This window comes from uncultured Shewanella sp., from assembly GCF_947497935.1.
GTDB lineage: Bacteria > Pseudomonadota > Gammaproteobacteria > Enterobacterales > Shewanellaceae > Shewanella.
The window spans coordinates 1-21,123 of the sequence record NZ_CANMIO010000035.1; the positions used below are offsets into that span (position 1 = coordinate 1).

22 protein-coding genes are annotated in these 21,123 nt (G+C 42.6%); 9 read left to right on the forward strand and 13 right to left on the reverse strand.

What is annotated here, in order from left to right:
- Window positions 1–192 (forward strand): hypothetical protein (locus Q1A86_RS20670; RefSeq protein ID WP_299811227.1); only part of this gene is annotated, 192 nt, incomplete at its 5' end.
- 265 nt (window positions 193–457) lie between these two features.
- Here Q1A86_RS20670 and Q1A86_RS20675 read toward each other — a convergent pair.
- The 3 genes from Q1A86_RS20675 to xapA all read right to left on the reverse strand — a co-directional run bounded on the left by Q1A86_RS20675 (window position 458) and on the right by xapA (window position 3,762).
- A complete protein-coding gene (locus Q1A86_RS20675) occupies window positions 458–1,456 on the reverse strand; it encodes a patatin family protein (protein ID WP_299811230.1) in 999 nt (332 codons plus the stop codon).
- A gap of 198 nt (window positions 1,457–1,654) precedes the next feature.
- A complete protein-coding gene (locus Q1A86_RS20680; protein WP_299811233.1) occupies window positions 1,655–2,917 on the reverse strand; it encodes a NupC/NupG family nucleoside CNT transporter in 1,263 nt (420 codons plus the stop codon).
- A gap of 11 nt (window positions 2,918–2,928) precedes the next feature.
- Window positions 2,929–3,762: a xanthosine phosphorylase gene (gene xapA / locus Q1A86_RS20685; RefSeq protein WP_299811236.1), complete on the reverse strand. Its 834-nt coding sequence runs from the start codon at window positions 3,760–3,762 to the stop codon at window positions 2,929–2,931.
- A gap of 204 nt (window positions 3,763–3,966) precedes the next feature.
- Between xapA and Q1A86_RS20690 the strand changes: the two genes are divergently transcribed.
- A complete protein-coding gene (locus tag Q1A86_RS20690; protein ID WP_299811239.1) occupies window positions 3,967–4,944 on the forward strand; it encodes a LysR family transcriptional regulator in 978 nt (325 codons plus the stop codon).
- A 75-nt stretch (window positions 4,945–5,019) separates the two neighbouring features.
- Here Q1A86_RS20690 and Q1A86_RS20695 read toward each other — a convergent pair whose 3' ends face one another.
- A complete protein-coding gene (locus tag Q1A86_RS20695) occupies window positions 5,020–5,700 on the reverse strand; it encodes a DUF2057 domain-containing protein (RefSeq protein WP_299811242.1) in 681 nt (226 codons plus the stop codon).
- A gap of 160 nt (window positions 5,701–5,860) precedes the next feature.
- On the opposite strand from Q1A86_RS20695, the gene Q1A86_RS20700 reads away from it, so the two are divergent.
- Both Q1A86_RS20700 and corA read left to right on the forward strand, forming a co-directional pair.
- The gene (locus Q1A86_RS20700) at window positions 5,861–6,232 is read left to right on the forward strand and encodes a hypothetical protein (protein WP_367277944.1); all 372 of its coding nucleotides are present in this window, start codon (window positions 5,861–5,863) and stop codon (window positions 6,230–6,232) included.
- A gap of 106 nt (window positions 6,233–6,338) precedes the next feature.
- Window positions 6,339–7,286 carry a magnesium/cobalt transporter CorA gene (corA, locus tag Q1A86_RS20705; RefSeq protein WP_299811247.1) on the forward strand — a complete coding sequence of 316 codons (948 nt, stop codon included), beginning with the start codon at window positions 6,339–6,341 and terminating at the stop codon, window positions 7,284–7,286.
- Window positions 7,287–7,348: 62 nt separating this feature from the next.
- On the opposite strand, the gene Q1A86_RS20710 is transcribed toward corA, so the two are convergent.
- On the reverse strand, window positions 7,349–7,663 hold the full coding sequence (locus Q1A86_RS20710) for a DUF3135 domain-containing protein (protein ID WP_299811250.1): 315 nt from the start codon (window positions 7,661–7,663) through the stop codon (window positions 7,349–7,351).
- Window positions 7,664–7,766: 103 nt separating this feature from the next.
- Window positions 7,767–9,026, reverse strand: a complete 1,260-nt coding sequence (locus Q1A86_RS20715) for an HD-GYP domain-containing protein (protein WP_299811253.1) — start codon at window positions 9,024–9,026, stop codon at window positions 7,767–7,769.
- A gap of 110 nt (window positions 9,027–9,136) precedes the next feature.
- Here Q1A86_RS20715 and Q1A86_RS20720 point away from each other — a divergent pair, with 110 nt between their 5' ends.
- Window positions 9,137–9,832 carry a 2OG-Fe(II) oxygenase gene (locus Q1A86_RS20720; protein WP_299811256.1) on the forward strand — a complete coding sequence of 232 codons (696 nt, stop codon included), beginning with the start codon at window positions 9,137–9,139 and terminating at the stop codon, window positions 9,830–9,832.
- A gap of 84 nt (window positions 9,833–9,916) precedes the next feature.
- Here the strand turns inward: Q1A86_RS20720 and Q1A86_RS20725 are convergent, their stop codons facing one another.
- Together Q1A86_RS20725 and Q1A86_RS20730 are read right to left on the reverse strand one after the other, a co-directional pair.
- Entirely contained in the window at window positions 9,917–11,269 is a 1,353-nt protein-coding gene (locus Q1A86_RS20725; RefSeq protein WP_299811259.1) for a sensor histidine kinase, read from the reverse strand.
- Complete coding sequence (locus tag Q1A86_RS20730) at window positions 11,260–11,934, reverse strand: response regulator (protein WP_220759405.1); 675 nt, start codon at window positions 11,932–11,934, stop codon at window positions 11,260–11,262. Before Q1A86_RS20730 ends, Q1A86_RS20725 begins: the two co-directional genes overlap by 10 nt.
- 284 nt (window positions 11,935–12,218) lie before the next feature.
- On the opposite strand from Q1A86_RS20730, the gene Q1A86_RS20735 reads away from it, so the two are divergent.
- The 3 genes from Q1A86_RS20735 to Q1A86_RS20745 all read left to right on the forward strand — a co-directional run bounded on the left by Q1A86_RS20735 (window position 12,219) and on the right by Q1A86_RS20745 (window position 15,429).
- Window positions 12,219–13,073: a putative selenate ABC transporter substrate-binding protein gene (locus Q1A86_RS20735; RefSeq protein WP_299811264.1), complete on the forward strand. Its 855-nt coding sequence runs from the start codon at window positions 12,219–12,221 to the stop codon at window positions 13,071–13,073.
- Window positions 13,074–13,136: 63 nt separating this feature from the next.
- Window positions 13,137–13,895, forward strand: coding sequence for an ATP-binding cassette domain-containing protein (locus tag Q1A86_RS20740; protein ID WP_299811267.1), 759 nt, complete (start codon window positions 13,137–13,139; stop codon window positions 13,893–13,895).
- Between the two features lies 1 nt (window position 13,896).
- Window positions 13,897–15,429 (forward strand): ABC transporter permease, encoded by a 1,533-nt coding sequence (locus Q1A86_RS20745; RefSeq protein WP_299811270.1) that lies wholly within the window; start codon window positions 13,897–13,899, stop codon window positions 15,427–15,429.
- 72 nt (window positions 15,430–15,501) lie between these two features.
- On the opposite strand, the gene Q1A86_RS20750 is transcribed toward Q1A86_RS20745, so the two are convergent.
- Window positions 15,502–15,846, reverse strand: a complete 345-nt coding sequence (locus Q1A86_RS20750; protein WP_299811272.1) for a hypothetical protein — start codon at window positions 15,844–15,846, stop codon at window positions 15,502–15,504.
- A 479-nt stretch (window positions 15,847–16,325) separates the two neighbouring features.
- Here Q1A86_RS20750 and Q1A86_RS20755 point away from each other — a divergent pair, with 479 nt between their 5' ends.
- Window positions 16,326–16,457 (forward strand): hypothetical protein, encoded by a 132-nt coding sequence (locus tag Q1A86_RS20755; RefSeq protein ID WP_299803210.1) that lies wholly within the window; start codon window positions 16,326–16,328, stop codon window positions 16,455–16,457.
- Between the two features lie 207 nt (window positions 16,458–16,664).
- Here Q1A86_RS20755 and Q1A86_RS20760 read toward each other — a convergent pair whose 3' ends face one another.
- The 4 genes from Q1A86_RS20760 to Q1A86_RS20775 all read right to left on the reverse strand — a co-directional run bounded on the left by Q1A86_RS20760 (window position 16,665) and on the right by Q1A86_RS20775 (window position 20,274).
- The gene (locus Q1A86_RS20760) at window positions 16,665–17,324 is read right to left on the reverse strand and encodes a hypothetical protein (protein ID WP_299811274.1); all 660 of its coding nucleotides are present in this window, start codon (window positions 17,322–17,324) and stop codon (window positions 16,665–16,667) included.
- A gap of 128 nt (window positions 17,325–17,452) precedes the next feature.
- Window positions 17,453–18,307 carry a hypothetical protein gene (locus Q1A86_RS20765; RefSeq protein ID WP_299811276.1) on the reverse strand — a complete coding sequence of 285 codons (855 nt, stop codon included), beginning with the start codon at window positions 18,305–18,307 and terminating at the stop codon, window positions 17,453–17,455.
- A gap of 119 nt (window positions 18,308–18,426) precedes the next feature.
- Window positions 18,427–19,359 carry a HEPN domain-containing protein gene (locus Q1A86_RS20770; protein WP_299811278.1) on the reverse strand — a complete coding sequence of 311 codons (933 nt, stop codon included), beginning with the start codon at window positions 19,357–19,359 and terminating at the stop codon, window positions 18,427–18,429.
- 519 nt (window positions 19,360–19,878) lie between these two features.
- Window positions 19,879–20,274 carry a hypothetical protein gene (locus Q1A86_RS20775; RefSeq protein ID WP_299811281.1) on the reverse strand — a complete coding sequence of 132 codons (396 nt, stop codon included), beginning with the start codon at window positions 20,272–20,274 and terminating at the stop codon, window positions 19,879–19,881.
- Between the last annotated feature and the right edge of the window lie 849 nt (window positions 20,275–21,123).

Genomic DNA, 21,123 nt, shown 5'->3' on the forward strand with positions numbered 1-21,123 from the left:
GGCGTTTGTAAAATATTGAACGCTAACTTATCTAGAATACAGCTACCCGTTAAGGTGACTGCTTCACTTAAAGTAGGCATAAATGCCTACCCCCTACGTCGACCCGCCGTTGAGCTTGGCCAGAAACTGCATCCATGCGTTTCTGGCATCCTCCAGCGTCGTAACAAGTTACTGGCGCTACAAAGCCCTTGAATGCGTTGCTGCGCGAACCTATTTCGATCATTTCCAGTCGCACTCTAAACTCAACTGTGAAGAAGCCACCTACTCTTTATACGATAAGAGTGGGTGCCTTGCTCCCCCGCTACGAAGGTCGTTATATTGCTCCTGCAATAACCGTATTTACGCCATCTGATGTTTAGGACTAACATATGCCTTGATGACAAGGATTTCATTAAGTCCTTGGCCGCATGCACAAGCTAGCTTCGTGGCTATTTTGCAGTGACTATTCATGGGTTACTTAGCAGTAACGTAAAACCTTTCTAGGGGGAAAAGGCGTTAGGGTTGTGATTGGTCTCAGTAATCTCTCGGCGTGCTGTTCTATAAAGGCGGAGCCCGCTTGCTTTCCGAGTAGGTAATCAGATTGAAGCGCTAATTTTTTGCTGCCTATCAATTTGCTTTTAAGGTTTTGCTCTGGAAATATTTGGATGATTTCTAAATCATCAGGTGGTGATTGAATAAATCGCAATGCATCGCGGTAGGCATATTCATGATGTACAAAAAAGTCGATCGCTTTTGGGCATTGAGTAGATGAGCAGACCCATGATTTTAATCGATTTACCCATGGAGTGTTAGCAGAGTATTCCTTTGGTAATGTTCTAAGCACGACGATTTTTCTAGCTCCTCGTTTATAGGCTTCTTCAACTGGGAGTGGCGCAGAGAGACCTCCATCGACTTGGAACTCATTATCAATCTTTACGCCTTCTTTATATAACAGTGGGAGGGCGCTCGAGGCCTTTAATAAGGTTAGCCAATTCTCTTTATTGGGATTGAAGAAACTTGCTTGGTAATTTGAGCTATTGGTTGTCGAGATTAACAGTTGGCGGTTTTGTAGCTGCTTAATTCCTTGGTTAATATCTAGCTTATGCGGTAACTCTTGTTCACCTTGGCGTATGGTTACTTGATCAAAATACCAGTCTAAATCGACGGTGCTTTGACCTTTTAGCGGACGACTTAGACTAAAGAATTTGGGATGACTTGAAAACTCGACAATGGATCTATGAGCGAAGCCGACTTGTTGAGTGAGGTAACTCGATAAGTTTTGAGCCCCAGCAGATGTACCTATTAATAATTTAAAAGGGTTAAATCGTGCCTCTAACCAGCTATCTAAAATTCCTGCGGTAAATATGCCGCGCTGACCGCCACCTTCAGCAACTAACGCCGTTTGAGCCAATGGTGTATGGGTAGCAGGTAGAGAACCTTGATATGCAGCTCTTTGTGATGCTGAGTTTGATGGCATAACTAATAGTTTGAGTGATTCAATTTATAGTCACTAATCTAGGCCTTAAGCAGCCCGTTGTATAATTGATAAAACCAATCGATAAGATAGAGAAAGTCTATAAGTAAACGCTAAACAAGTAATGAGAGGTGTAAAAAAAAGGAGCCCTATGGCTCCTTTGTATTGGATGATTAGCTTCTAATGATTAGCTTCTAATGATTAGGCTGCTAATGAAAAGAATATACCAGCAATCGCTGCACTCATTAAATTAGAGCAAGTTGCTGCAATAACAGTGCGTAAGCCATACTTGGCGATGAAGTCTGTTCTTGATGGACACAATGTACCGAGTCCTCCAATTAAAATCCCCATAGAAGCTAAGTTTGCAAAGCCACACAGCGCAAAGCTGATAATCACTTTACTCTTTTCTTGAAGTACTTGTAGTCCAGCTGCCGTCACTTCTGTTGAATCTTTTAAGTATGGAGCGAGATCACTGTAGGCGACAAACTCGTTGACGATAAGCTTCTTACCAATCATAGAGCCGGCAATTGCCATATCGGCAACCGGAACGCCTAGTAGGAAAGCCAATGGTGCAAAAATCCAGCCTAAGATCCCTTCAAGCGACAATTGCAGACCGACCATATCACCAAAACCGCCCAGCAGGTTATTCACAAGGGTAACCAGACCAATCATGGCGATCAACATCGCACCGATAGCTGCAGCGAGTTTTAGACCACTTGCCGCACCTTCACCTGCAGCTGCTAATACGTTTACCGGAGGCTTCTCATCAAATTGGATTTTGCTATCCATGGTGTAGGTCGGAGTGCTAGTTTCTGGAAGAATTAATTTAGCAAACAGGACACCACCAGGAGCCGCCATAAATGATGCAGCAAGCAAGTACTCCATATCAACGCCCATCATAGCGTAGCCTGCTAGTACGGTACCTGAAACTGATGCCATACCACCACACATAACAGCGAAGAATTCAGAGTCGCTCATCTTAGCCATGTAAGGCTTAATAACGAGTGGCGCTTCACTTTGACCAACAAAGATGTTTGACACAGCAGACATTGATTCTGGCTGCGAAGTACCAAGTACTTTGGCCATGCCGCCGCCGATGATGCGAATGATAAACTGCATAATGCCTAGATAGTATAAAACAGCAATAAGTGCAGAGAAAAATACTACAAGAGGTAAAACGTTTAGCGCAAATACAAAGCCTATTCCCTCAACAGAGAAGTTAACTAGATTGCCAAATAGGAAACGAATACCCGCTTTACCACTATCAAGTACCACATGCACGCCATGGGACATGGATTCTAGTGCTTGGCGCCCGAGGGGCACATAGAGTACTAATGCACCAATTAAGATTTGCAAACCTAGTGCCGCACCAACTGTACGTAGTTTAATTGAACGCCGACTAACTGAGCAGGCGAAGCCGATGCCTAGTAGCACGAGCATGCCGATAAACCCCATGAACATCATAGTCCTATCCTCTATACTTTCTTCACGCTATCTACGAATGCGTTGATTAGTTGTAAGAAATCGCTTTCAGCTAGTTTTGCGCACTTAAGAGTTTGCTCATGTGATAACTTCACATCACCTAGGCCTTCAGCCATGTTAGTGATTGCACAAATCGCCAGTACAGGTAATCCGCAATGAGCCGCTGAGATAACTTCTGGTACCACTGACATGCCAACAACGTCGCCGCCGATGATCTGCATCATGCGGATCTCGGCAGCAGTTTCAAAGCATGGACCTGGGTAAGAAACAAATACGCCTTCGTTAACTGCTATATCTTCAGCTTTAGCGATTTTAAGGGCTTGATCGCGTAGGTCTTTATCGTAAGCATTGGCCAAACTGAAGAAGCGTGGACCGTATTTATCGTCATTTGGACCTGTCATAGGGGTACTTGGCATGGTATTGATATGATCAGAGAATATAACGAGTGAGCCGACATCAATACGGTCTGGGCGTAGAGAGCCTGCCGCATTCGTCACTAGTAACATCTCACAACCTAAGGTTTTGAATGTACGCACTGGCGTAGTCATGACCTTCATCGATTCATGCTCATAGAAATGACCACGACCTTTCATGCAGACAACAGCAACGCCATTTAAATAACCTAGCACTAACTCGCCACTATGACCTTCTACAGTGCTGACAGGGAAGCCATCAAGCTCTTGATAACCTATGCAAACTTTATCTTCTAGTTTGTCGGCAAGCACGCCTAGACCTGAGCCTAAGATCATTGCAATCTGTGGCTTAAAGCCTGGTTTGTACTTTTCAATGGTAGCAACAGCATTTGGGACAGGATCGTACAGAGACATATTTTATTCCTAGGTGGATTTGTTATTGGACTCACGATATTCCGAAGTGATTTTGATTAAAATCACTAAAAACGACCCTAATGTGCTGTTTTTCGGTACATTAAGCGGAACACTAGCCTTAAGCGTAAAAACTGTTATTCAAGGCATTGAAAATGACTACAATGCTGGTTTTTTGGATTGAGTGACTGAGTTTATGGCAAAGAAATGGATACCAAATTTGTGAACAATGACCATAGCGTTGCACCGCTAGATCTAAATAGCCTACATTGGGCGGAGCGTATTAGCATGAAAATGCTGCGGTATTTTTATGTTGCAAGCCATAGCCAAACCTTAACTCAGGCTGCAGAGCGGCTGCATATTTCAAAGTCTCCTTTGAGTGCACAGATGCGAGAGCTTGAAGGGATTTTGGGGGTAAAGTTATTCAATCGTGATAAAAGAAGCGTTCAGTTGACTTCAACAGGTTTGATGTTGCGCCATGAGTGTCAGTCAATTTTTAGTGTAATGGAAGGGGCTGTAAGCAAAGTGACCCAGCATGCAAGAGAAACTCAGGGGCAGCTTCGTTTAGGCATCGTTAGTTCGGTATTTTGGGCGGGGTTTGGTTATGCCTGTCAGCAATTAAAGGCGCAATACCCGAGCATACAATTTGAATTTTTAGAATTGTCACCGCAGCAACAGAAGGTCGCGCTGTTTAACAATGAGATCGATATCGGTTTCGTTCGTTACGCCGACACCCTAGATATTACCCCGTTAGAATCCTGTAATCTCTATTGCGAGCCTATGGTCATCGCACTTTGTGATCGACATGAATTTAGTGAACACACTGAGTTATGTTTGTCGGAATTGGCTAACGAAAAGTTTGTTATCATGAGCCATAAGAACTCCGCTTCGGCACAGTTGGTCGTCAATCACTGCATCAAAGAGGGTTTTATCCCGCAAATCACCCAAGAGGTTGTGGAGCCGATGACTTTGATGAATGTGATTGAGAGTCAGGCCGGAATATCAGTGGTACCCCAAAGTTTTAGTCGTCAGAGTTGGCGACATATTCGCTTTATACCGATAAAACAGGAGATCCACGCCAACATTTGCGCCGTGTACAATCCACAAAAGATCACCCAAGAGAAACAAGCTTTGATCCAGTCATTGCATCAGTTTATGAATGCTGAGCCATTAAAGTCTATTTAACTCGTATACCGATAGGTATAACAATGCAAAATAAAAATCCCGTTTTCTCAAGAACGGGATTTTTATTGCGATATCCTATTGGTTCTCTATTCTTTTTTTAAAGGCTTTGCGTGTCTCTTCGTCAGCTTGTTGGTACCAAAAATCGAGCATTTGCCCAACATTCACCTGGTTGTTTGCTTCTGGCTTAGCTGTTGTATTCGTTGCTGTATTGGCTGAAGTGCTAGCAGTCGCTACGGCAACGGGGGCTGCTGTAACGTTCGTTGTGGCACTCTGGATATTGAGTGATGCTTTTTGGTCGGTTAGATTATAGGCCGCCATTTCAGCCTCGTAATCTCGACCTAGCTGCAAACCTTGCTTAATGAGCATTCCTAACTCGAAAGCTACGGCAGCGTTGTTTTGGTCTTCAAGTGTCACTTGAGGAGACTGATTAAACTTGTCAGCTGCGCTGTTGGAGCGAACTCGTGGCATAGATAGAGCGAGTTGAGCATCATTTTCATCGAATTTGATGACAATGATATCTGATTGGAACTGGGTTTGAGAGCCTTGTTGTTGGTAACGCGCAAGGTATCGAAAGGCAACCTGATTAACGCCATTTTTCAGGCTCAGCGTATCTTTGCCACTCGCATCAACACCATTAACCAGTACCAGCTCAGAGTTTGAAGGCATAGACAGGGTGACGTCAGCAAAGGCTGATGTGGCAAACAGTAGTAGCGCACTACTTAAGGCACTACTTAAGACAAGAGCATAACGCTTCATTTGGGATCCTAATATCAATTAATGTCTTCTTTATAGCAGAAGGAAGTAGAATTTGCATCGCAGGGTGATTTTATTACGAACTTGTATGCAAATGCTTGGATATTAATAACAGTTTATCTATTTTTTTATGGGTATAATTATTACAAATGCCGTAGAGGGAATGTCTGTGCTAACTAAAATCTTGATCACCTTGCTTATTATCGTTGGGGCCATGGTTTATATACGTAAACCGAGAGAAAACGGTGTTCGAGCCAGTACCAAAGAGCTAGGTAAGAATATAAAGCTGCGTATCGCGGCCTATGTGCTGATTGGTTTATCACTCACAGCAACTGCTGCATATTGGTATTGGGATTGGAGTGATGGTAATAAAGTTGTCAGTGTGACCATAGTGTCACCGATGAGTAATGAGTCGGTTGTCTACCAAGTTAGGAAGAAAGATATTGCTAGCAATGAGATAACAACTATTAACGGTATTCGCATTAGATTGTCCAATCAAGAGAGAATTATCGTCGCGAACACGGTAAATAAGTAATCTTCATGGATTTTCTTTTCGTGAGCCCTTTGCAATACATCATTATAGGGTAGAATGGCCACGTTTTTTGTCCTAACTATTGCTATATGTGTTTAAAGGAGGAGCTATGATAACAGCCTATGCCTATGAGGATCGTAAACTTACGATTATCGAATTGAGCATGAAGGACAACATCCCTCCCGGTATCATCTGGCTGGACTTATATAAACCTGATGAGCAGGAAAGAGAGTGGTTAAGTGGTTTTTCTGTTGAAGATGTGCCAGATGAAGAGGATATCAATGAGATTGAGGCTTCAGCACGTTTTTACCAGAATAATGATGGGCTGCATATCAACTCTTTGTTCCCGCAACGTGCAGGACAAGATGTTAAAGGGGTAAACGTCTCCTTTAATCTACGTAAAAACTTCCTGCTGACCATTCGTGAGGAAGATGTTGGCCTGATCCGCCTGCTTCGAAATTACTTAAGACTTGGTAAAATTGAAGCGAGTACACCAGAAGCGCTTTTATTAGAACTATTCAATCTTAAGGTAGACTACCTGTCTGATCTCATTGAGGATGTTTATACCGTTCTTGAGAATGTGAGTGAAGAGGTATTTAAGAATGAAGAGCTCGATAATGTGTTTAAGCTTATCACTCGTCAGGAAGATTCAAACGGTAAAATTCGTTTAAGTTTGCTCGATACCCAACGTTCATTAAGGTTTATGCAGAAGTATTATCGTGCTCAGTTATCTGATGATGAGCTTAAAGATCTGCGAGAGATGCTTTCTGATATCGAGTCTCTAATGCCACATAGTCAGTTTATCTTTGATAAGCTGAATTTCCTACTCGATGCGGCGATGGGTTTTAGCGGATTGCAGCAGAACAAAATCATTAAAATTTTCTCGGTTGCGGCAGTCGTGTTTCTTCCACCGACGGTAATAGCTAGCTCCTACGGCATGAACTTTACTAACATGCCTGAACTTGAATGGCAGTTAGGTTATCCAATGGCTATTGCTATGATGTTTGGTAGTGCGGCGGGAACGTACTTCTTCTTCAAGCGTAAAGGTTGGCTATAACACCGATTCAATGTTGAATTAAAAAGCTCGCGACTGCGAGCTTTTTTGTTATTACAACAACCCTATTTAGTCTTTTTTCGCAAGGGAACGACTTCTGCTTTGCTTTGAAGAAACTGCTGCGGTTGGGAGTAAACTTGGTTCAGCAAGGTTAACTTTTGAAACATTAAGCTACTAACGAGGTGGCAACGTTGGTAGGGGGTTTTACACAGGGCTAGGCGTTTGTTTAAGTGGTCGAGTAGAGAAGTTAAGTTTGCTCTATTATGCTCACAGCTTTGTTTAATAGCCTCTTTACTCAACCTTTTTTGCAGAGCGTCCAATTTCTCTGGGGTATTTTCTGCCATCCATAACAGTCTGTCAAAGCTTGGTAGTTTAGTCATAAATACCGCTCCCGACGTCAAAGTTAGTAGAATTAACCTTAGTCAGTCGGGGGGATTTCAGCAAGAAATGAGCTGTGTTGCCTTATCGAACGCTATAGGCTATTTACTTCTCAGCTCCAAAGAAGTAGCTGATCTTTTCCCTTGGATTGAGGTATGTCAGCACTTTTTCTGGCAATGCGGCTAAGGGGAAACATCTTATAATAGATAGCCCTTCACTCGCCAAGTCTACAATCGGTGCTTGCTCCTTTGGAACACTAGGGTCGTAAACCAGCACTCTTGGTAGCAGAAGTTTGCTTAAATTAACCGACATCACCATAGCAAATTGCCCTGATGATAGTTCAACCACGCTGCCAGGAGGATAAACCCCTAACATTTTGACTAAACGATTAATCACCTGCTGATTAAGCTGGCTCTGATAGTTTTTATACAGATAACCGAGCGCAGAGTATGGGGTTCTGGCTTTTTTACTCCTGTCCGAATGGCACAGATTGTCGTAAGTATTTATCGCGCATACTAACTGGCTTAATTTATCTAAGTCTTTTTCTAATAACCCCTTAGGTGTGCCTGAACCATCGAGAAATTCATGATGATTTAAGATGATAGGTAGCGCTTCTTGGGGGAAATTATCTGCAAGATTGATCAGTTCCGCCCCCATCGCTGGATGCTGGTTAAAATATATCTGCTCAGAGTGAGTAAAAGGTGTGGTTTTACGCAGTAATTGGGTTGGAATCTTAAGCTTGCCTATGTCATGAAAGAGTGCGCCCATGCCAACCAATTCAATTTCTTTACGGCTCCAGCCAAGTTCTTTAGCAATTAGCATTGAAAGTACGGCAACATTAAGGGAGTGGTAATAAATCCCTTCATCACTCTTAGCATCGGCCATAAGGTGGAGTACTAGTTTGTCATCGGTGAGTAGCTGATTACAGACGCCATGGATCAGTTCTTTGGCTTCATTAACAGCATCGAGTGGCCGGTTGCGCAATTTACTAATCAGGTTACGCATCATGGCAACATTACGAATGAAGTGCTTCTCGGTTTTTTGTAAGTGACGCCTTAAAGACTGCTGCGCATCGATGCTTTTGGCTTTCTGCTGGTTTAACTCACCAGATAGTTGCTCAAGGTTGTTGTCTATAATTTGTGATTTCTGTTGCTTAACTTCAAGGCTTGAAAGTGGCTGAGTATCGCTACGTTCCGGACGGACGTAGACAAACTCGATGCCGAGATTTTTTATCAGTTCAATTTGAGTCTGCTGCTTGATTTTAAAGCTATTGAACATGAAAGGATGGTCTTTCCATGCTACAGGTAACCTAACAAAGTTCCCAACTTGCAACTTTCCTACAGCGACTTTACAACTATTTGTCATGGGTATATTTTTTTACTTTTCCTAATTTGCTATTTTAACTCAAGTTATATAATTTACAATTACTTAACTAAAAAATCATGCACTGTGTAGTGTTAAAGGAGAGTCTAAAAATGGACTTCATTGAAATATACCCAGATGCGATCCCTGCTGAATTTTGTGATGAGTTGATTAACAGCTTTAATAGACACTCAGGAGTCAGTGCAGGTAGCACTGGTGGTGGGGTTGATGAATCGAAAAAGCGCAGTCTGGATCTTATGCTCGATTCCCATTCTGATCTTAGCGAGCTTAAAAACAAGCTACTGAGTTATACGCTTATCCATGCGACCCAGTATTTTGATAAGTATGCGATGGCATTAATGGGCGCGGTCTCGGTGAGTGTTGGCGAGCAAAGCGGTAAGCCAATCACGTTAACGCCGGATAACTATAATGAGTTGGGTAAGGGCAAAGCCGAGGCTATCGTTAAATATCTTTATCGAAGTGGCAGTATCAATATTCAAAAGTACTTACAAGGTAAAGGCGGTTATCCCCATTGGCATTCGGAGCAATTTCCACAATTAGGGCATAATGAAGCGTTGCATAGAGTGGTGCTATATATGTTCTATTTGAATGATGTGGAAGAGGGGGGAGAAACTGAGTTCTATTACCAAAAGAAGCTGATTAAACCCAAGAAGGGCACCATGGTGATAGCCCCTGCTAGTTTTACTCATTCCCATCGTGGTAATGTGCCACTCAGTGGCGACAAGTATATCGCCACCTCTTGGATCATGTTTAATCGCGCCGAGCAGTTATATGGGCCTGCAAAATAATGGCAATTGCTACTGAAGCTGGGATAACAAGCATTCAATGCCAATGTTATCCCTGTATTTCAATCAATGTGTCACGAGTTCAGCTTAAATCGGAATTGAAATCCTAAAACAGGCGCCTTCAAGCTCAGATGTTTCAATGCTTAGGCGTCCGCCATAGCTGATGACAATCTCATTACACACCGCCAGCCCAATGCCTTGACCGGCTTTTTGGGTATCAGCGCGTACGCCTCGCTCAATAATGTTTTGCCTAATACTCTCTTCAACGCCAGGGCCATCATCTTCAACCAGTAGCTCAAACTCTCCGGCATCGTTGTAGTATGACGACACTCTGACGGTTGAAATACATAGTTTAAAGGCATTTTCCATTAGGTTGCCGCAAAGCTCCATCAAGTCTCCTTTATCACCCGGGAACACATGTTCTGTTGGGATCACCGCTTCAAACTGAACTTGTTTGTCACGATAGACCTTGAATAACATCTGCGCCAGTTGATCGACCAAAGGGGCAATTTGCGTTTGCTCCTGCTTCAGGCCTTTGCGACCGAGCATGGCGCGCTTCAATTGATATTTCACCAATTGATCCATCTGGCTGACTTGCTCCATGATTTTTTCACTACAGGCATCTTTGTCGAGTGTTCTGTCATCGGTAATCGCATGCACCGCCGCTAAGCGAGTTTTAAGGCTGTGGGCCAAGTCGTTCATTGCGTTTTGATAGCGCTGTTGCTGAGCACTCGATTGCACTAACAACTGGTTCAATGCTTGAGTGACACCTTCTAGCTCAACTGGATAGCCATCAGAAAGTGATTTAGCTTTACCGCTGTTGACCGACTGCAGCTCGTTTTTAAGTCGAACCAAGGGTCTCATTCCCCAATAAGCGGCACTGATCAAAAGCACTAGGGCTAAGGCTAGAACCATGGCTAGACGGATATAGGTTAGACGACTGAATTTGCTGTACTCTTCTTCGAGTTTCTCTGCATCTTTCAATACCAATAGGTTGTACTTATTACCTGCAATATCTAAAGATAATAGGTAGATAAAGTAGCCTTTACTGTCGGCGAGCGACAGGTAGTAAGGGGGAGAGCTATTCCTGATCTCGTTGAAGCGTTCGCAGGTGTCGAATAAGCCTCTGTCTACCGCTAGAGAAGAGGTCCAGACCTGGTTGAAAGTATTATCACAGCTGGCGATGATATAGCGCTGGGCGGCATTATTCTCTTCTAGCCATTCATCACTCGTGTCGGGAATAAGATCATGTTCCCTAAGCTCGGCCGCTACTTTGGGGATCTCAGAAATCAGCTCTGCCGTTTCTTCATTATAACTATTTTGCGCGTGGAGAATATTAACCATCCACGCCAGACCAAAGCCTACGAGAGCAATAATGGATAAAGAGGTTAGAAACATCCGCGTGAGCAGACGTTTCTTCGGTTTAAATTTTAATTGCATGGCAGGTTGAATTTATACCCTTGGCCTCGAATAGTTACGATTGGGTTTTCTATCCCGCCTTTGGTGAGCTTCTTACGCAGGCGGCTGACCATAACTTCGATGGTATTAGGGTCGCCTTCTTTATCGCCATAGATCACATCAAGCAGACGCTGCTTAGCAACTACCTCATGGCAGTGTCGCATCAAATATTCAAGAATTAAATATTCAAATGCAGTCACTTCCATAGGTTGCTCATTAAGGCTAACTTGCTTAGCTGCAAGATCAAGCTCAAGGGCACCGCTAGTGATCTGAGGCTTTACAAAGCCTGCACTACGACGAACGAGGGCATCTAAGCGGGCAACTAATTCTTCTTTTTGAAAAGGCTTAACTAGGTAATCATCGGCACCAGCATTGAGTCCTTCCACCTTATCTTGCCAATTCACACGAGCAGTCAAGATTAAAACTGGGGCTTTTAGACCATTATCTCTAAGGCTTTGGATTAGGCTGATCCCATCTTGGTCAGGGAGACCTAAATCGACGATGGCCACGTCGATAGGATAGTTAGTGGCCTGATAAAATCCCTCTTTTGCTGTCAATGCAACCTGAACTTGATTTCCTAATTCACTGAGTTGCACTTTTAGGTGGTGAGATAAAATAGGGTCATCTTCAACAACTAATATTCGCATAGTCAAAATATCCTTGAATTCAATACAGATTAGTTTACGCAGAATTATTGCAGCTGCCAACTAAGTGTTTCTAAGTTGAGCGAGTTTACGCCCAAGATACTTAACCTCGGCTGAACTTTACTTCCTATCGTTCATTTTTGCTGCTAGTTGGAACTAAATCATGATATTTGGCTATAAAGTTCACGATTTATGCAATTAAGCAATATTTGCTGCGGTTAACTCTGGGTTTGTTGCTGCTTTTTCGTTAAGATTCCGTAAAATTTTCTCAGTGAAAGGATTAGGACATGTCGTTTGTTAGGCTATTTACAGGGTTAGCATTGCTTTTACTCGCGCCGAGTGTAATGGCCACAACGTTTACGTTTACTGCAATTCCCGATGAAGATGAGAGTCAATTAAGAACGCGATTCGAAAAAGTCGCCGTCTACCTAGAAGAAAAACTCGGGGTTGAGGTCAAGTATGTACCAGTCAAATCATATTCAGCAGCCGTCACCGCTTTTCGTAATAACCAGGTGCAATTAGCCTGGTTTGGCGGCTTATCAGGCGTACAAGCACGCCGTTTGGTGCCGGGTTCCGAGGCTATAGCACAAGGTTATGAAGATCAGTTTTTCAAGAGCTACTTTATTGCCCACTCCTCTGCGGAGATCATTCCTAGTGATAGTTTTCCTAATTTAAATGGTTATACCTTTACCTATGGCTCTAAGAATTCAACTTCTGGTCGCCTGATGCCACAGTTCTTTATTGAACGAAACCTAGGCAAGAACAGTAAAGATATCTTCAAGCGTATCGGATACTCGGGCGATCATAGCCGGACAATTGCCCAGGTACAGGCGGGTGTCTATGAAGTTGGTGCGGTCAATTACAAGGTATGGGAAACAGCCTTGGCCAATGGCAAGATCGATCTTAATAAGGTCAGTGTGATATGGGAAAGTCCTGCGTATCCTGATTATCAATGGACCATACGTGGTGATGTCGATGCCGAGTTTGGCGCTGGCTTTAGCGAGAAAGTGACTGCTGCTCTCATTGGTATGAAAGATCCTGAGCTGTTAGAAAGCTTTCCTCGCCAGTCATTTGTCCCTGCTGATAACCGAGACTATGAAGCGATAGAATACGTGGCCAAAACCATAGGGCTAATTGATTGAAAGTCAGTTGACTAAGCAGGTGTCAACTCACTCTAAATTGGCTTGCTCCAGTTGAATCGGCCTATGTTGACCTTAAACCAACTAGTCATTCAATTTGAAGACAAGACCGCCGTCAGTATTGATGAGCTGTCTTTTCACCATGGTGAGAAGCTGGCCATTATCGGGCGCTCAGGTTGCGGTAAGTCAACCTTAATTAATCACGTTTTTGAACAGCTTAAACCAACTGCTGCATTGTGTTCTCAACGGCAGGGATTAGTTGACAATTTAAGTGTATTCCATAATATTTTTATGGGGGGCTTAAATCAGCATAGTTGGCTATACAACCTTGCCAACCTTGTAATTCCATTTAAAGGGCCGCGACAGGCCATACAGAAAATTGCAGATACACTCGAACTCGATAGCCCACTGTCTCAAGCTGTGTCAGCGCTTTCTGGCGGGCAAAGGCAGCGTGTCGCACTTGCGCGGGCCCTTTATCAGCGTCAGTCGCTGTTTATTGGCGATGAAGCCTTCTCCGCACTCGATCCTGTGATGGGACAACGCCTATTGGCTCAGGTTTTGGCTAGTCATGAAACAGTTATCATGGTTTTGCATGATATGGACATGGCTTTGACTCATTTTGACCGAGTGATTGGCCTTCGAGAGGGCAGAAAAGTCCTCGATATCGACGCCAAGCATCTCGATTTGGATACCCTAGAGGCCTTCTATCAAGATAGCTTTGCTATTGCCTCTGCTGGTGGTGTCAATGATGGAAACAAATGTGTCAATGAAGAGTCCGAACCTCCTCAAATAGGGCCGCTTTCAAGCGGCGTTAAGCGTAATTAGTTTGTCCCTAAGACTCCCCGCAACGCCAAGCCTATTTACTTTTGTTGGTTACTGGAAAAAAGTGACCTTAGGACTGTGGGTGGTGACGCTGCTGTGTTTTTATTTTGCCGATACCGAGGTGATAGCGCTCGATCCATGGAGTGAGTTGTTACTGATCGGCAAAGGCTTTATTGCCCCCGATTTTTTTGCCACCGAATATCTGGTAGAGGCACTGTGGCAAACCGTGAGTTTTGCACTCTTGGGTGTACTTATCGCACTGGTGTGCGGAGCGCCGCTGGCGTTGGTGTATCACAAACCCTATATCGCCGCTATGTGTGCATTTATTCGCTCAATTCATGAGATCTTCTGGGCGTTACTTTTTCTGCAGATCTTTGGCTTGTCGCCCCTTACAGGGATCTTGGCTATCGCACTGCCTTACGGGGCGACATTCGCGCGAGTCTTCAGCGATATCTTGCAGCAAGCTCCTACAACGACATTGCAAACCTTACCTTATCGCACCGACCGAATTAGTCGTTATTTCTATGGGAGACTGGCCCATGTGCTTGTACCCGTACGCGCCTATGTGCGCTATCGGTTTGAGTGTGCGTTAAGAAGTAGTGCTGTGCTGGGCTTTGTGGGAATGCCCACCTTAGGCTTCTATTTAGAGACGGCTTTTCGTCAAGGTCATTACCACCAAGGTGCGGCACTACTGATATTGTTTATCACCTTGATTGGCACCATTCCTTATTGGTGTCGAGTGAAGGCCTTGCCGATTTATTTTGTGCTGGCAATATGGGCGCTACCTGAATTGCCTAATATTGATGGCGTATTGATCTGGCGTTTCTTAAGCCAAGATATTTTACCGCCCATGTTTCAAAATCAGGTGTTTCAAAGTCAGGCGCTTCAAAGCGACGTGTTTAGCCAGTTCTTTGATTGGATCAGCAAGCTGCTAACAGAGCAAGCACTACCAGGAATAATCGCGACCTTACTGTTAGCGTTCGCCGCACTCGGATTAAGCCATATTTTTGCCGTAATCGGCAGCGCCATCAGTGATAAGCGTTTAAGTGGTGGCGTGATAGCAGGTGGAAATCGATTGCTATTACTCATCTTAAGATCGGTACCAGAATATATCTTAGCCTTTGTATTTATGTTGCTGCTCGGTCCATCTATGTTGCCTGCTATATTGGCATTAGCCATTCATAATGGCGCGCTGATTGCGTATCTCACCATCAGGCATGTCGACAATATGGCTGTCTCAGCACACTTTATTCATCGAATAGACGGATATGGGTACGAAGTCATGCCAGCCATCTACCCGAATATGATGGCATTATTGTTTTATCGTTTTGAGGTGATCTTAAGAGAGACGGCAATTTTAGGGATGCTTGGCATTGCCACACTGGGATTTTATATAGACAGTAATTTTGCCGAAATTCGATTCAACGGCGCCTTAGTGCTGATGTGTGTCACCGCCTTGGTGAATATCTTGGTCGATATCTTGAGTCGGAGGATACTGTATTCTAAAGACAAAAGTCAGCTAGGCTGCGCACATTAGTTACGTCAGCCTCTGACTCGCTCGCTTCGAAGCATAGGTATAGCGTTAGCTGTGTCCACTTTAGAAGGATGATTAGCTAAAAATTTTACGCTGATTACGCTTTTGAATGATGCCATTACAGCACCATGCTGCAAATAGGGTAAAGGCGATGACACCTGCCATAATCGCACTCAAGCGATACCAAGGCGCTTCAGCAATAATTCTCATCTGTACATATTCAAAGCTACTCACGCCCCATACAAGAACGGCTGAAACGATAAGGCCTAGCTGCAGTAATCGAGTCGCCCAAGTGGTTTTAATAAATAGCAACAGCGGAGATAGAGCAAAAGCGATACAGGCCTCGTTTTGGCCAAAGCGTAAAAAGTGTGCGCCAATAAGTAGATAAGCTAGAGAAATAAGAAGGATTCGCCACCACATGACCGGTTACCTTAATAAGTTATGATTGTGGTATAGAGCTTACGTGAAAGCATAAGAGGTATTCTATAGGTGGCTTCACAATAATGATATTTAGCCAGATAGGTTACCCGTATAAGTAACATCAGGGGAGGGCAGAGCGGGACTTGGTCATTCACCGGCTCACTACGAAGAAAGGCTATAGCCTAAGACGTTAGCTCTCTTTATCTTTACCTTCGTGCTCTTCGTGAAAGCGCAGCGCTTCGTGGTGAGATTAGTGCTTTTTAAAAAGTAACTTATACGACAAAATCCCTTGGTGATCATAAATACTTTCGGCGTTCGTTAACTCGTTTCTGGACAAAAGTGAGTTGGAGCTTGCAGCTCGACTAGCCCTTACATCGAAATCAAACTTCGTTTGATAACAAAGCCCCCAAAGACTCGATATATCTTTAAGCTGAGAATGACATTGAACAGAAGTGGTTCCAATGGCCTGCGGCCAGCGCATGTGCAGACACTGCCGTGACACGCAGCAAGTCCATCCATGGAAGCTCGACCATGACGTCCTTGTCATGGACGGTCACGGCCGTATCTACACTAAGTTAGAACAGCACAACCTTTGGCAAATAGAGTTATGATTAAAGGTCTAGCTCGTTTTTGGACTGAGATTGCTTAGAGTCAATGCTCTTAAAGTGATGAGTCTCATTAGGGAATGTATGACAAGTTGATTTATAGTAACGCTTACAGCATGGGCGGAAAATGATTGGTGGTTTTATTGCTGTGTCTTTTGCAATAAAAGTGACCAAGCGTTTTACGTCCTATGACTGTTTTTGTTATATTTTTTATTACCAAAATTTCCACCACGGTTTGATCTGGATTCGTTTAAACCTCATTAGAGGTATTTCTTCTGGTTCAAATAGAGGATCATCGATACATCCTTCGAGTTGATAACCATACATGTCCTTTAGAGCTGCCTCACCTAACTCAAGTGGATGAAACGGAAACGGATATTCTTCTTCATCTTCATCGTAATCTTCAGGATCAATCGCTGGATGCTTACCTTCCCAGTAAGGATTTTCAAACTCAAATCGCTCTCCAATATCTTCAAGAACCCCACTATCAGGTGACAAACTTAGTGCACGTTTGATTTGGTTATTTTTCCATACTGCAAAAGCAAACCAATCAACAGCACTATGCATAGCGTGAAGTTGAATAGTACTTCCAAACTCGCTGGTTATAAAGTGTTCAGGGATTTTAGTGGGGTAATCAATCCCAAATTCAGTAGCTGCAACAACAAATACTCCATTAAAAAAACCAGCATAAATTTCATCTTCTTCGGGACTAGTAAATGACAGGCTTCCATCATCCATAGGAGATAACTCATAGTCAGGAAACAATCTAGCTAGGAATTCGCTAGTTCTATTTTCTTCTAGCTTAGGATTTGATTTTAAAACTTCAGGAGCATTGCCTTCTGAATATACAATCATCCACGTTTTAGCGCCCATATTAGACTCCTACTCCAGAAATATAACGCCTCGCTTAACCGGCGCAAAATAGCAGGCTAAAATTAGTGACGAAGGAGCGCAAGCCTGCTGTTTTGAGTCCCTTGGTTAAAGCGTTTGTTAGCAATGCTTTACCACTTCGGCTTTCCAATGAAATCCTCTAGTTTATGTGAGTAAAACTTTTTATTTGTAAACCAAACCTTTACACCTTTATTGTGGAGTAGACCAAATTTTTTCATATCTCCATCTAGAATTATGGTGTCAGCGATAGTGACTTTGTTTAGCTTAGTCAAATTAGAAATACCAGTTATTGAACCTATTTCCTGACATTTATCAATTATGAGCTTTTCAAGGGTTCGTACCTCAAAAGTAACCTCGAGGTTTGCTATTTTTTTACAAGACTCAATTTCAAGCTCTTTTATGCAGTTTTTAGTAACAGAAGATATATCAGTTAACTTAGAACAACGATAAAGCATCAACTTTTCTAAATTTGTAAACCTTTCGATACCTGTTAAAGAGTTAATTGTACCCATTACTAAATCTAACCTTTTTAAGTTTGGTAACGAAATAAATTTTGAAAGGTCTTGAGCTTTATACTTATCAATTCTTATACATTCTAAGCTATTCAACTGGTGCAAACTGTCAAGGCAAGGACGCCAATCAATACTTACTCGGTTTAGTCGTATTAGCTTAGAAAGATCACCCACTCTTTTTATATGAGAACACTCCAAAAGTAAGTTTTCTAAACTAGTTAACTTCTCGATAACTGAAATATCTTCAATTTCATCATCCATTAAATAGAGACATTTGAGATCTTTAATTTGAGTTAAAAGGCTCAATTCTTGGCTCTTCCAACCAAGCCTTTGATTCAATAATATGGATTTGAGGTTATGTTCATTTATAAAATCTATAACTGAATTAGTTAACGGCGAACTTAAGTTAATTCGTTTTCCCGCGACATCATCTTCAACGATTGTATATTCCATCAGAGTCTAACGAAGTCTCCATGTATTGCTAACGCCTTGCTCACCGGAAAATTAGGAGCGCAGCGAGTAATTTTTCCGAGTGCAGCAAATTGTTAAGTGGCTCTTGAAAAAGACTAAAGTTAAAAATCACCTCTCGAGGTTACTTCCCCTTCAATTTTATTCACAAAGGTTGCAACACAAAAACGTAACTCAGATAGCTTATCTGGCGTAATTTCCACATGACTACCTTCCTTTGTTTTTCCGCCCCTGTGGACTATGTCATGACGAATCACAATGTAATCCATTAGCTGTTCAATTTCTGGTCGTTCGATATCTAGCGAACTCGAAAAAAGCGGCATAACCCTGTCAAGACGATGCCAAACAGTTTTCTGTATGTATTGCTCAACCTGATCTCTTAGCGCCTCAAGACGGTTAAATATTGTTGACAACGATAGTTTTTCTTTCTTGAATTCGGAGCAATTTGAAACGAATCTTTTAAAAACATCCTCATCGGTTTTAACCCAATATGACATAGTGTCTGACAAGTATGTCTCTAAAGCAGCAATCAGATGTGAATAGAGCAGTTGGCGTAATAGTACTTTATGCTCAGAATCAAGAACAGCCGCGTTTAATGAATCAATTTCTGATAAACGTTGGAGAAATTGTTGGTGAGGCGAGTCTTCCGATTCAACTTCAAAAGAAAAGTATTCATCGTAATCGGGCTCAGTATGTATTGGGGCCCATTCATATATCCCATCGGACTCCACATCATCAATTACAGCGCGCACTACGTCATCGTCAAATAAATCCCCGAACCTGCCATACAACTCATCCTCTGCCTCGTAGGGACCACCATGAATATAGAGGTAGCCACCTTCGCGACCATTGTAGGGTGTATCATTTGCTGGGTCCCAAAAACGACTCAGGAACCATTGCCGCATTGCCTCATGACGCAGGTCAGACGGTGCTGATGAAAGCCATTCATTATTTGGTTCGAAGCCTGACCTTGTATTTAAGCCCGCCTCTTCCGGCAATTCCGGATAGTAATCTTCAAGGTGGTCATTGTGACCCATAGTTAACCTCGGTAATTTTCTTTATGGTTCAGCTCGGGAAAATGCGAAGCCACTTAACGCCACGTTAAGCGGCAAAAAATTGTTGGCTAAAATTGTGAGCGGAGTGAAACAGCCAACTGTTTTTTGTCCGCTTGAACGCCTTGTTAGGTGCTATAAATCAACTGCTTATATGAAACGACTGAAAACAATTAAGCTTATAAAAATTGCAATCCATATTATTGAAACCTTTCTTTTACGCAATTGTGATTTATCTAAAGTTTGCTCAGTATTTAAAACAAAAACTTGAATGTACTCTGTTATAGATGGTTGTGAAAAAACAGAACCAAAAATGCTACGGATAGCAACAATATAATAATACACAGCTATAAAACCAGATAAAAATCCAGATAACACAAGAATTAGTAGAATTATGTCCATCGGCACCTAACGCCCCAATCAGGGGCTGATAATAGCTTGCTATAATGTGTAGCGAAGCGGAACCGAGCAAGCTGTTAGCAGTCCCATTTCTGAATTGGCTTGTTAGGTGTTACCTGCGCTAGACCATTCAATCGTGTCAATTTCATCAGTTTCTTCTAGAATTTTTCGAACGGCATCTAAAAGTGGCTTCGCTAACTCAACAGGCGCTTTATTTCTTCCAAAAAAACTTTTTGCATATGGCTCAATAAAGCACTGCCATTCTGTTTGTGAGCCTTCTAAGTTACCACAGCATAACCTGTACTCGTTGTCATCCAGAAAGTATTCAACATACCAGCCCCAATCTTCATATTCGGGGTAGGAAGTAACGATACCTTTTTGAGCCAATTTTTTACTAATCCAAAAAGCCAGTTCTGCACCATAAACCTCAGGGTTAACTTGAGAATCATCAGGCAAAAATGGTTTGAACAATTCGGACTTAAAACTTACTGACGTATCCATACGTAACACCTAACAGCTTATTATCCAGCGTCTCGGATAAATCCCTGCACTTTTTTAATTTACGTCAAAGTTAGCAACGTAACTCATTGATGTAAAGCAGTTAATCTTGCTGGTGTTAACAAATTTGAATTTACCTTCTCCGCAAAGTAATGCAGAACATTTATCGGGTCTCTTGTAAGATTAAAGCGGAAATCTAACTGCATGATAAGCAAGTGCTATTTCAGATGTTAAAAATTTATCGATGCAATTATTTTACTTTTTAGCATCGATAAATCTGTCTGATTCATCAAGCTCATTATACCTGTACAGGATTACAGTTATTTTAGTTTGCTATAGGAAGGTAGAATCGGAAGAATTGAGCTTAAAGAAAAAAGACAGGCATTACTTATGGTGTACGCAAAACCTTTCATATTAGCTTTTCTATAGTCAAAGCTTACTTGTGCCATTTACCATTTAGATTCGTGAAAATAATATTGGGGCATTTTCAAGTTAGAAACTAAACCTCTCAGCCGAGTGAGTACACCAATTATCCCGTGTAGATACGGCTGCGGGCTTCGGTTTCAGGGATGAAACCGCAGAGCGTATAGGGACATATTTACAGCGTCTCGCAGCAGTGTCTGCACATAAGCCCGCTGCAGGCGATTGATAACCATGAAGCTACAACACAGAACACACTTCCTGTAGCCACAGCTCAGAAAAAATGTAACCTGCTTTCATTCGAAGGTTAACTCACTTTGGGGCATTTCCAAGTTAGACCCAAGTAATATCAACCTAAATGAGTGCACCAATTACCACGTGTAGATACGGCCGTGACCGTCCATTACATGGACGTCATGGCCGAGCTTCCAA

Bases quoted from the DNA above. Each gene is read 5' to 3' on its own strand.
- Q1A86_RS20675 (WP_299811230.1), bottom strand. From the start codon at position 1,456: ATGCCATCAAACTCAGCATCACAAAGAGCTGCATATCAAGGTTCTCTA.
- Q1A86_RS20680 (WP_299811233.1), bottom strand. From the start codon at position 2,917: ATGATGTTCATGGGGTTTATCGGCATGCTCGTGCTACTAGGCATCGGC.
- xapA (WP_299811236.1), bottom strand. From the start codon at position 3,762: ATGTCTCTGTACGATCCTGTCCCAAATGCTGTTGCTACCATTGAAAAG.
- Q1A86_RS20690 (WP_299811239.1), top strand. From the start codon at position 3,967: ATGGATACCAAATTTGTGAACAATGACCATAGCGTTGCACCGCTAGAT.
- Q1A86_RS20695 (WP_299811242.1), bottom strand. From the start codon at position 5,700: ATGAAGCGTTATGCTCTTGTCTTAAGTAGTGCCTTAAGTAGTGCGCTA.
- Q1A86_RS20700 (WP_367277944.1), top strand. From the start codon at position 5,861: ATGTCTGTGCTAACTAAAATCTTGATCACCTTGCTTATTATCGTTGGG.
- corA (WP_299811247.1), top strand. From the start codon at position 6,339: ATGATAACAGCCTATGCCTATGAGGATCGTAAACTTACGATTATCGAA.
- Q1A86_RS20710 (WP_299811250.1), bottom strand. From the start codon at position 7,663: ATGACTAAACTACCAAGCTTTGACAGACTGTTATGGATGGCAGAAAAT.
- Q1A86_RS20715 (WP_299811253.1), bottom strand. From the start codon at position 9,026: ATGACAAATAGTTGTAAAGTCGCTGTAGGAAAGTTGCAAGTTGGGAAC.
- Q1A86_RS20720 (WP_299811256.1), top strand. From the start codon at position 9,137: ATGGACTTCATTGAAATATACCCAGATGCGATCCCTGCTGAATTTTGT.
- Q1A86_RS20725 (WP_299811259.1), bottom strand. From the start codon at position 11,269: ATGCAATTAAAATTTAAACCGAAGAAACGTCTGCTCACGCGGATGTTT.
- Q1A86_RS20730 (WP_220759405.1), bottom strand. From the start codon at position 11,934: ATGCGAATATTAGTTGTTGAAGATGACCCTATTTTATCTCACCACCTA.
- Q1A86_RS20735 (WP_299811264.1), top strand. From the start codon at position 12,219: ATGTCGTTTGTTAGGCTATTTACAGGGTTAGCATTGCTTTTACTCGCG.
- Q1A86_RS20740 (WP_299811267.1), top strand. From the start codon at position 13,137: ATGTTGACCTTAAACCAACTAGTCATTCAATTTGAAGACAAGACCGCC.
- Q1A86_RS20750 (WP_299811272.1), bottom strand. From the start codon at position 15,846: ATGTGGTGGCGAATCCTTCTTATTTCTCTAGCTTATCTACTTATTGGC.
- Q1A86_RS20755 (WP_299803210.1), top strand. From the start codon at position 16,326: ATGTGCAGACACTGCCGTGACACGCAGCAAGTCCATCCATGGAAGCTC.
- Q1A86_RS20760 (WP_299811274.1), bottom strand. From the start codon at position 17,324: ATGGGCGCTAAAACGTGGATGATTGTATATTCAGAAGGCAATGCTCCT.
- Q1A86_RS20765 (WP_299811276.1), bottom strand. From the start codon at position 18,307: ATGGAATATACAATCGTTGAAGATGATGTCGCGGGAAAACGAATTAAC.
- Q1A86_RS20770 (WP_299811278.1), bottom strand. From the start codon at position 19,359: ATGGGTCACAATGACCACCTTGAAGATTACTATCCGGAATTGCCGGAA.
- Q1A86_RS20775 (WP_299811281.1), bottom strand. From the start codon at position 20,274: ATGGATACGTCAGTAAGTTTTAAGTCCGAATTGTTCAAACCATTTTTG.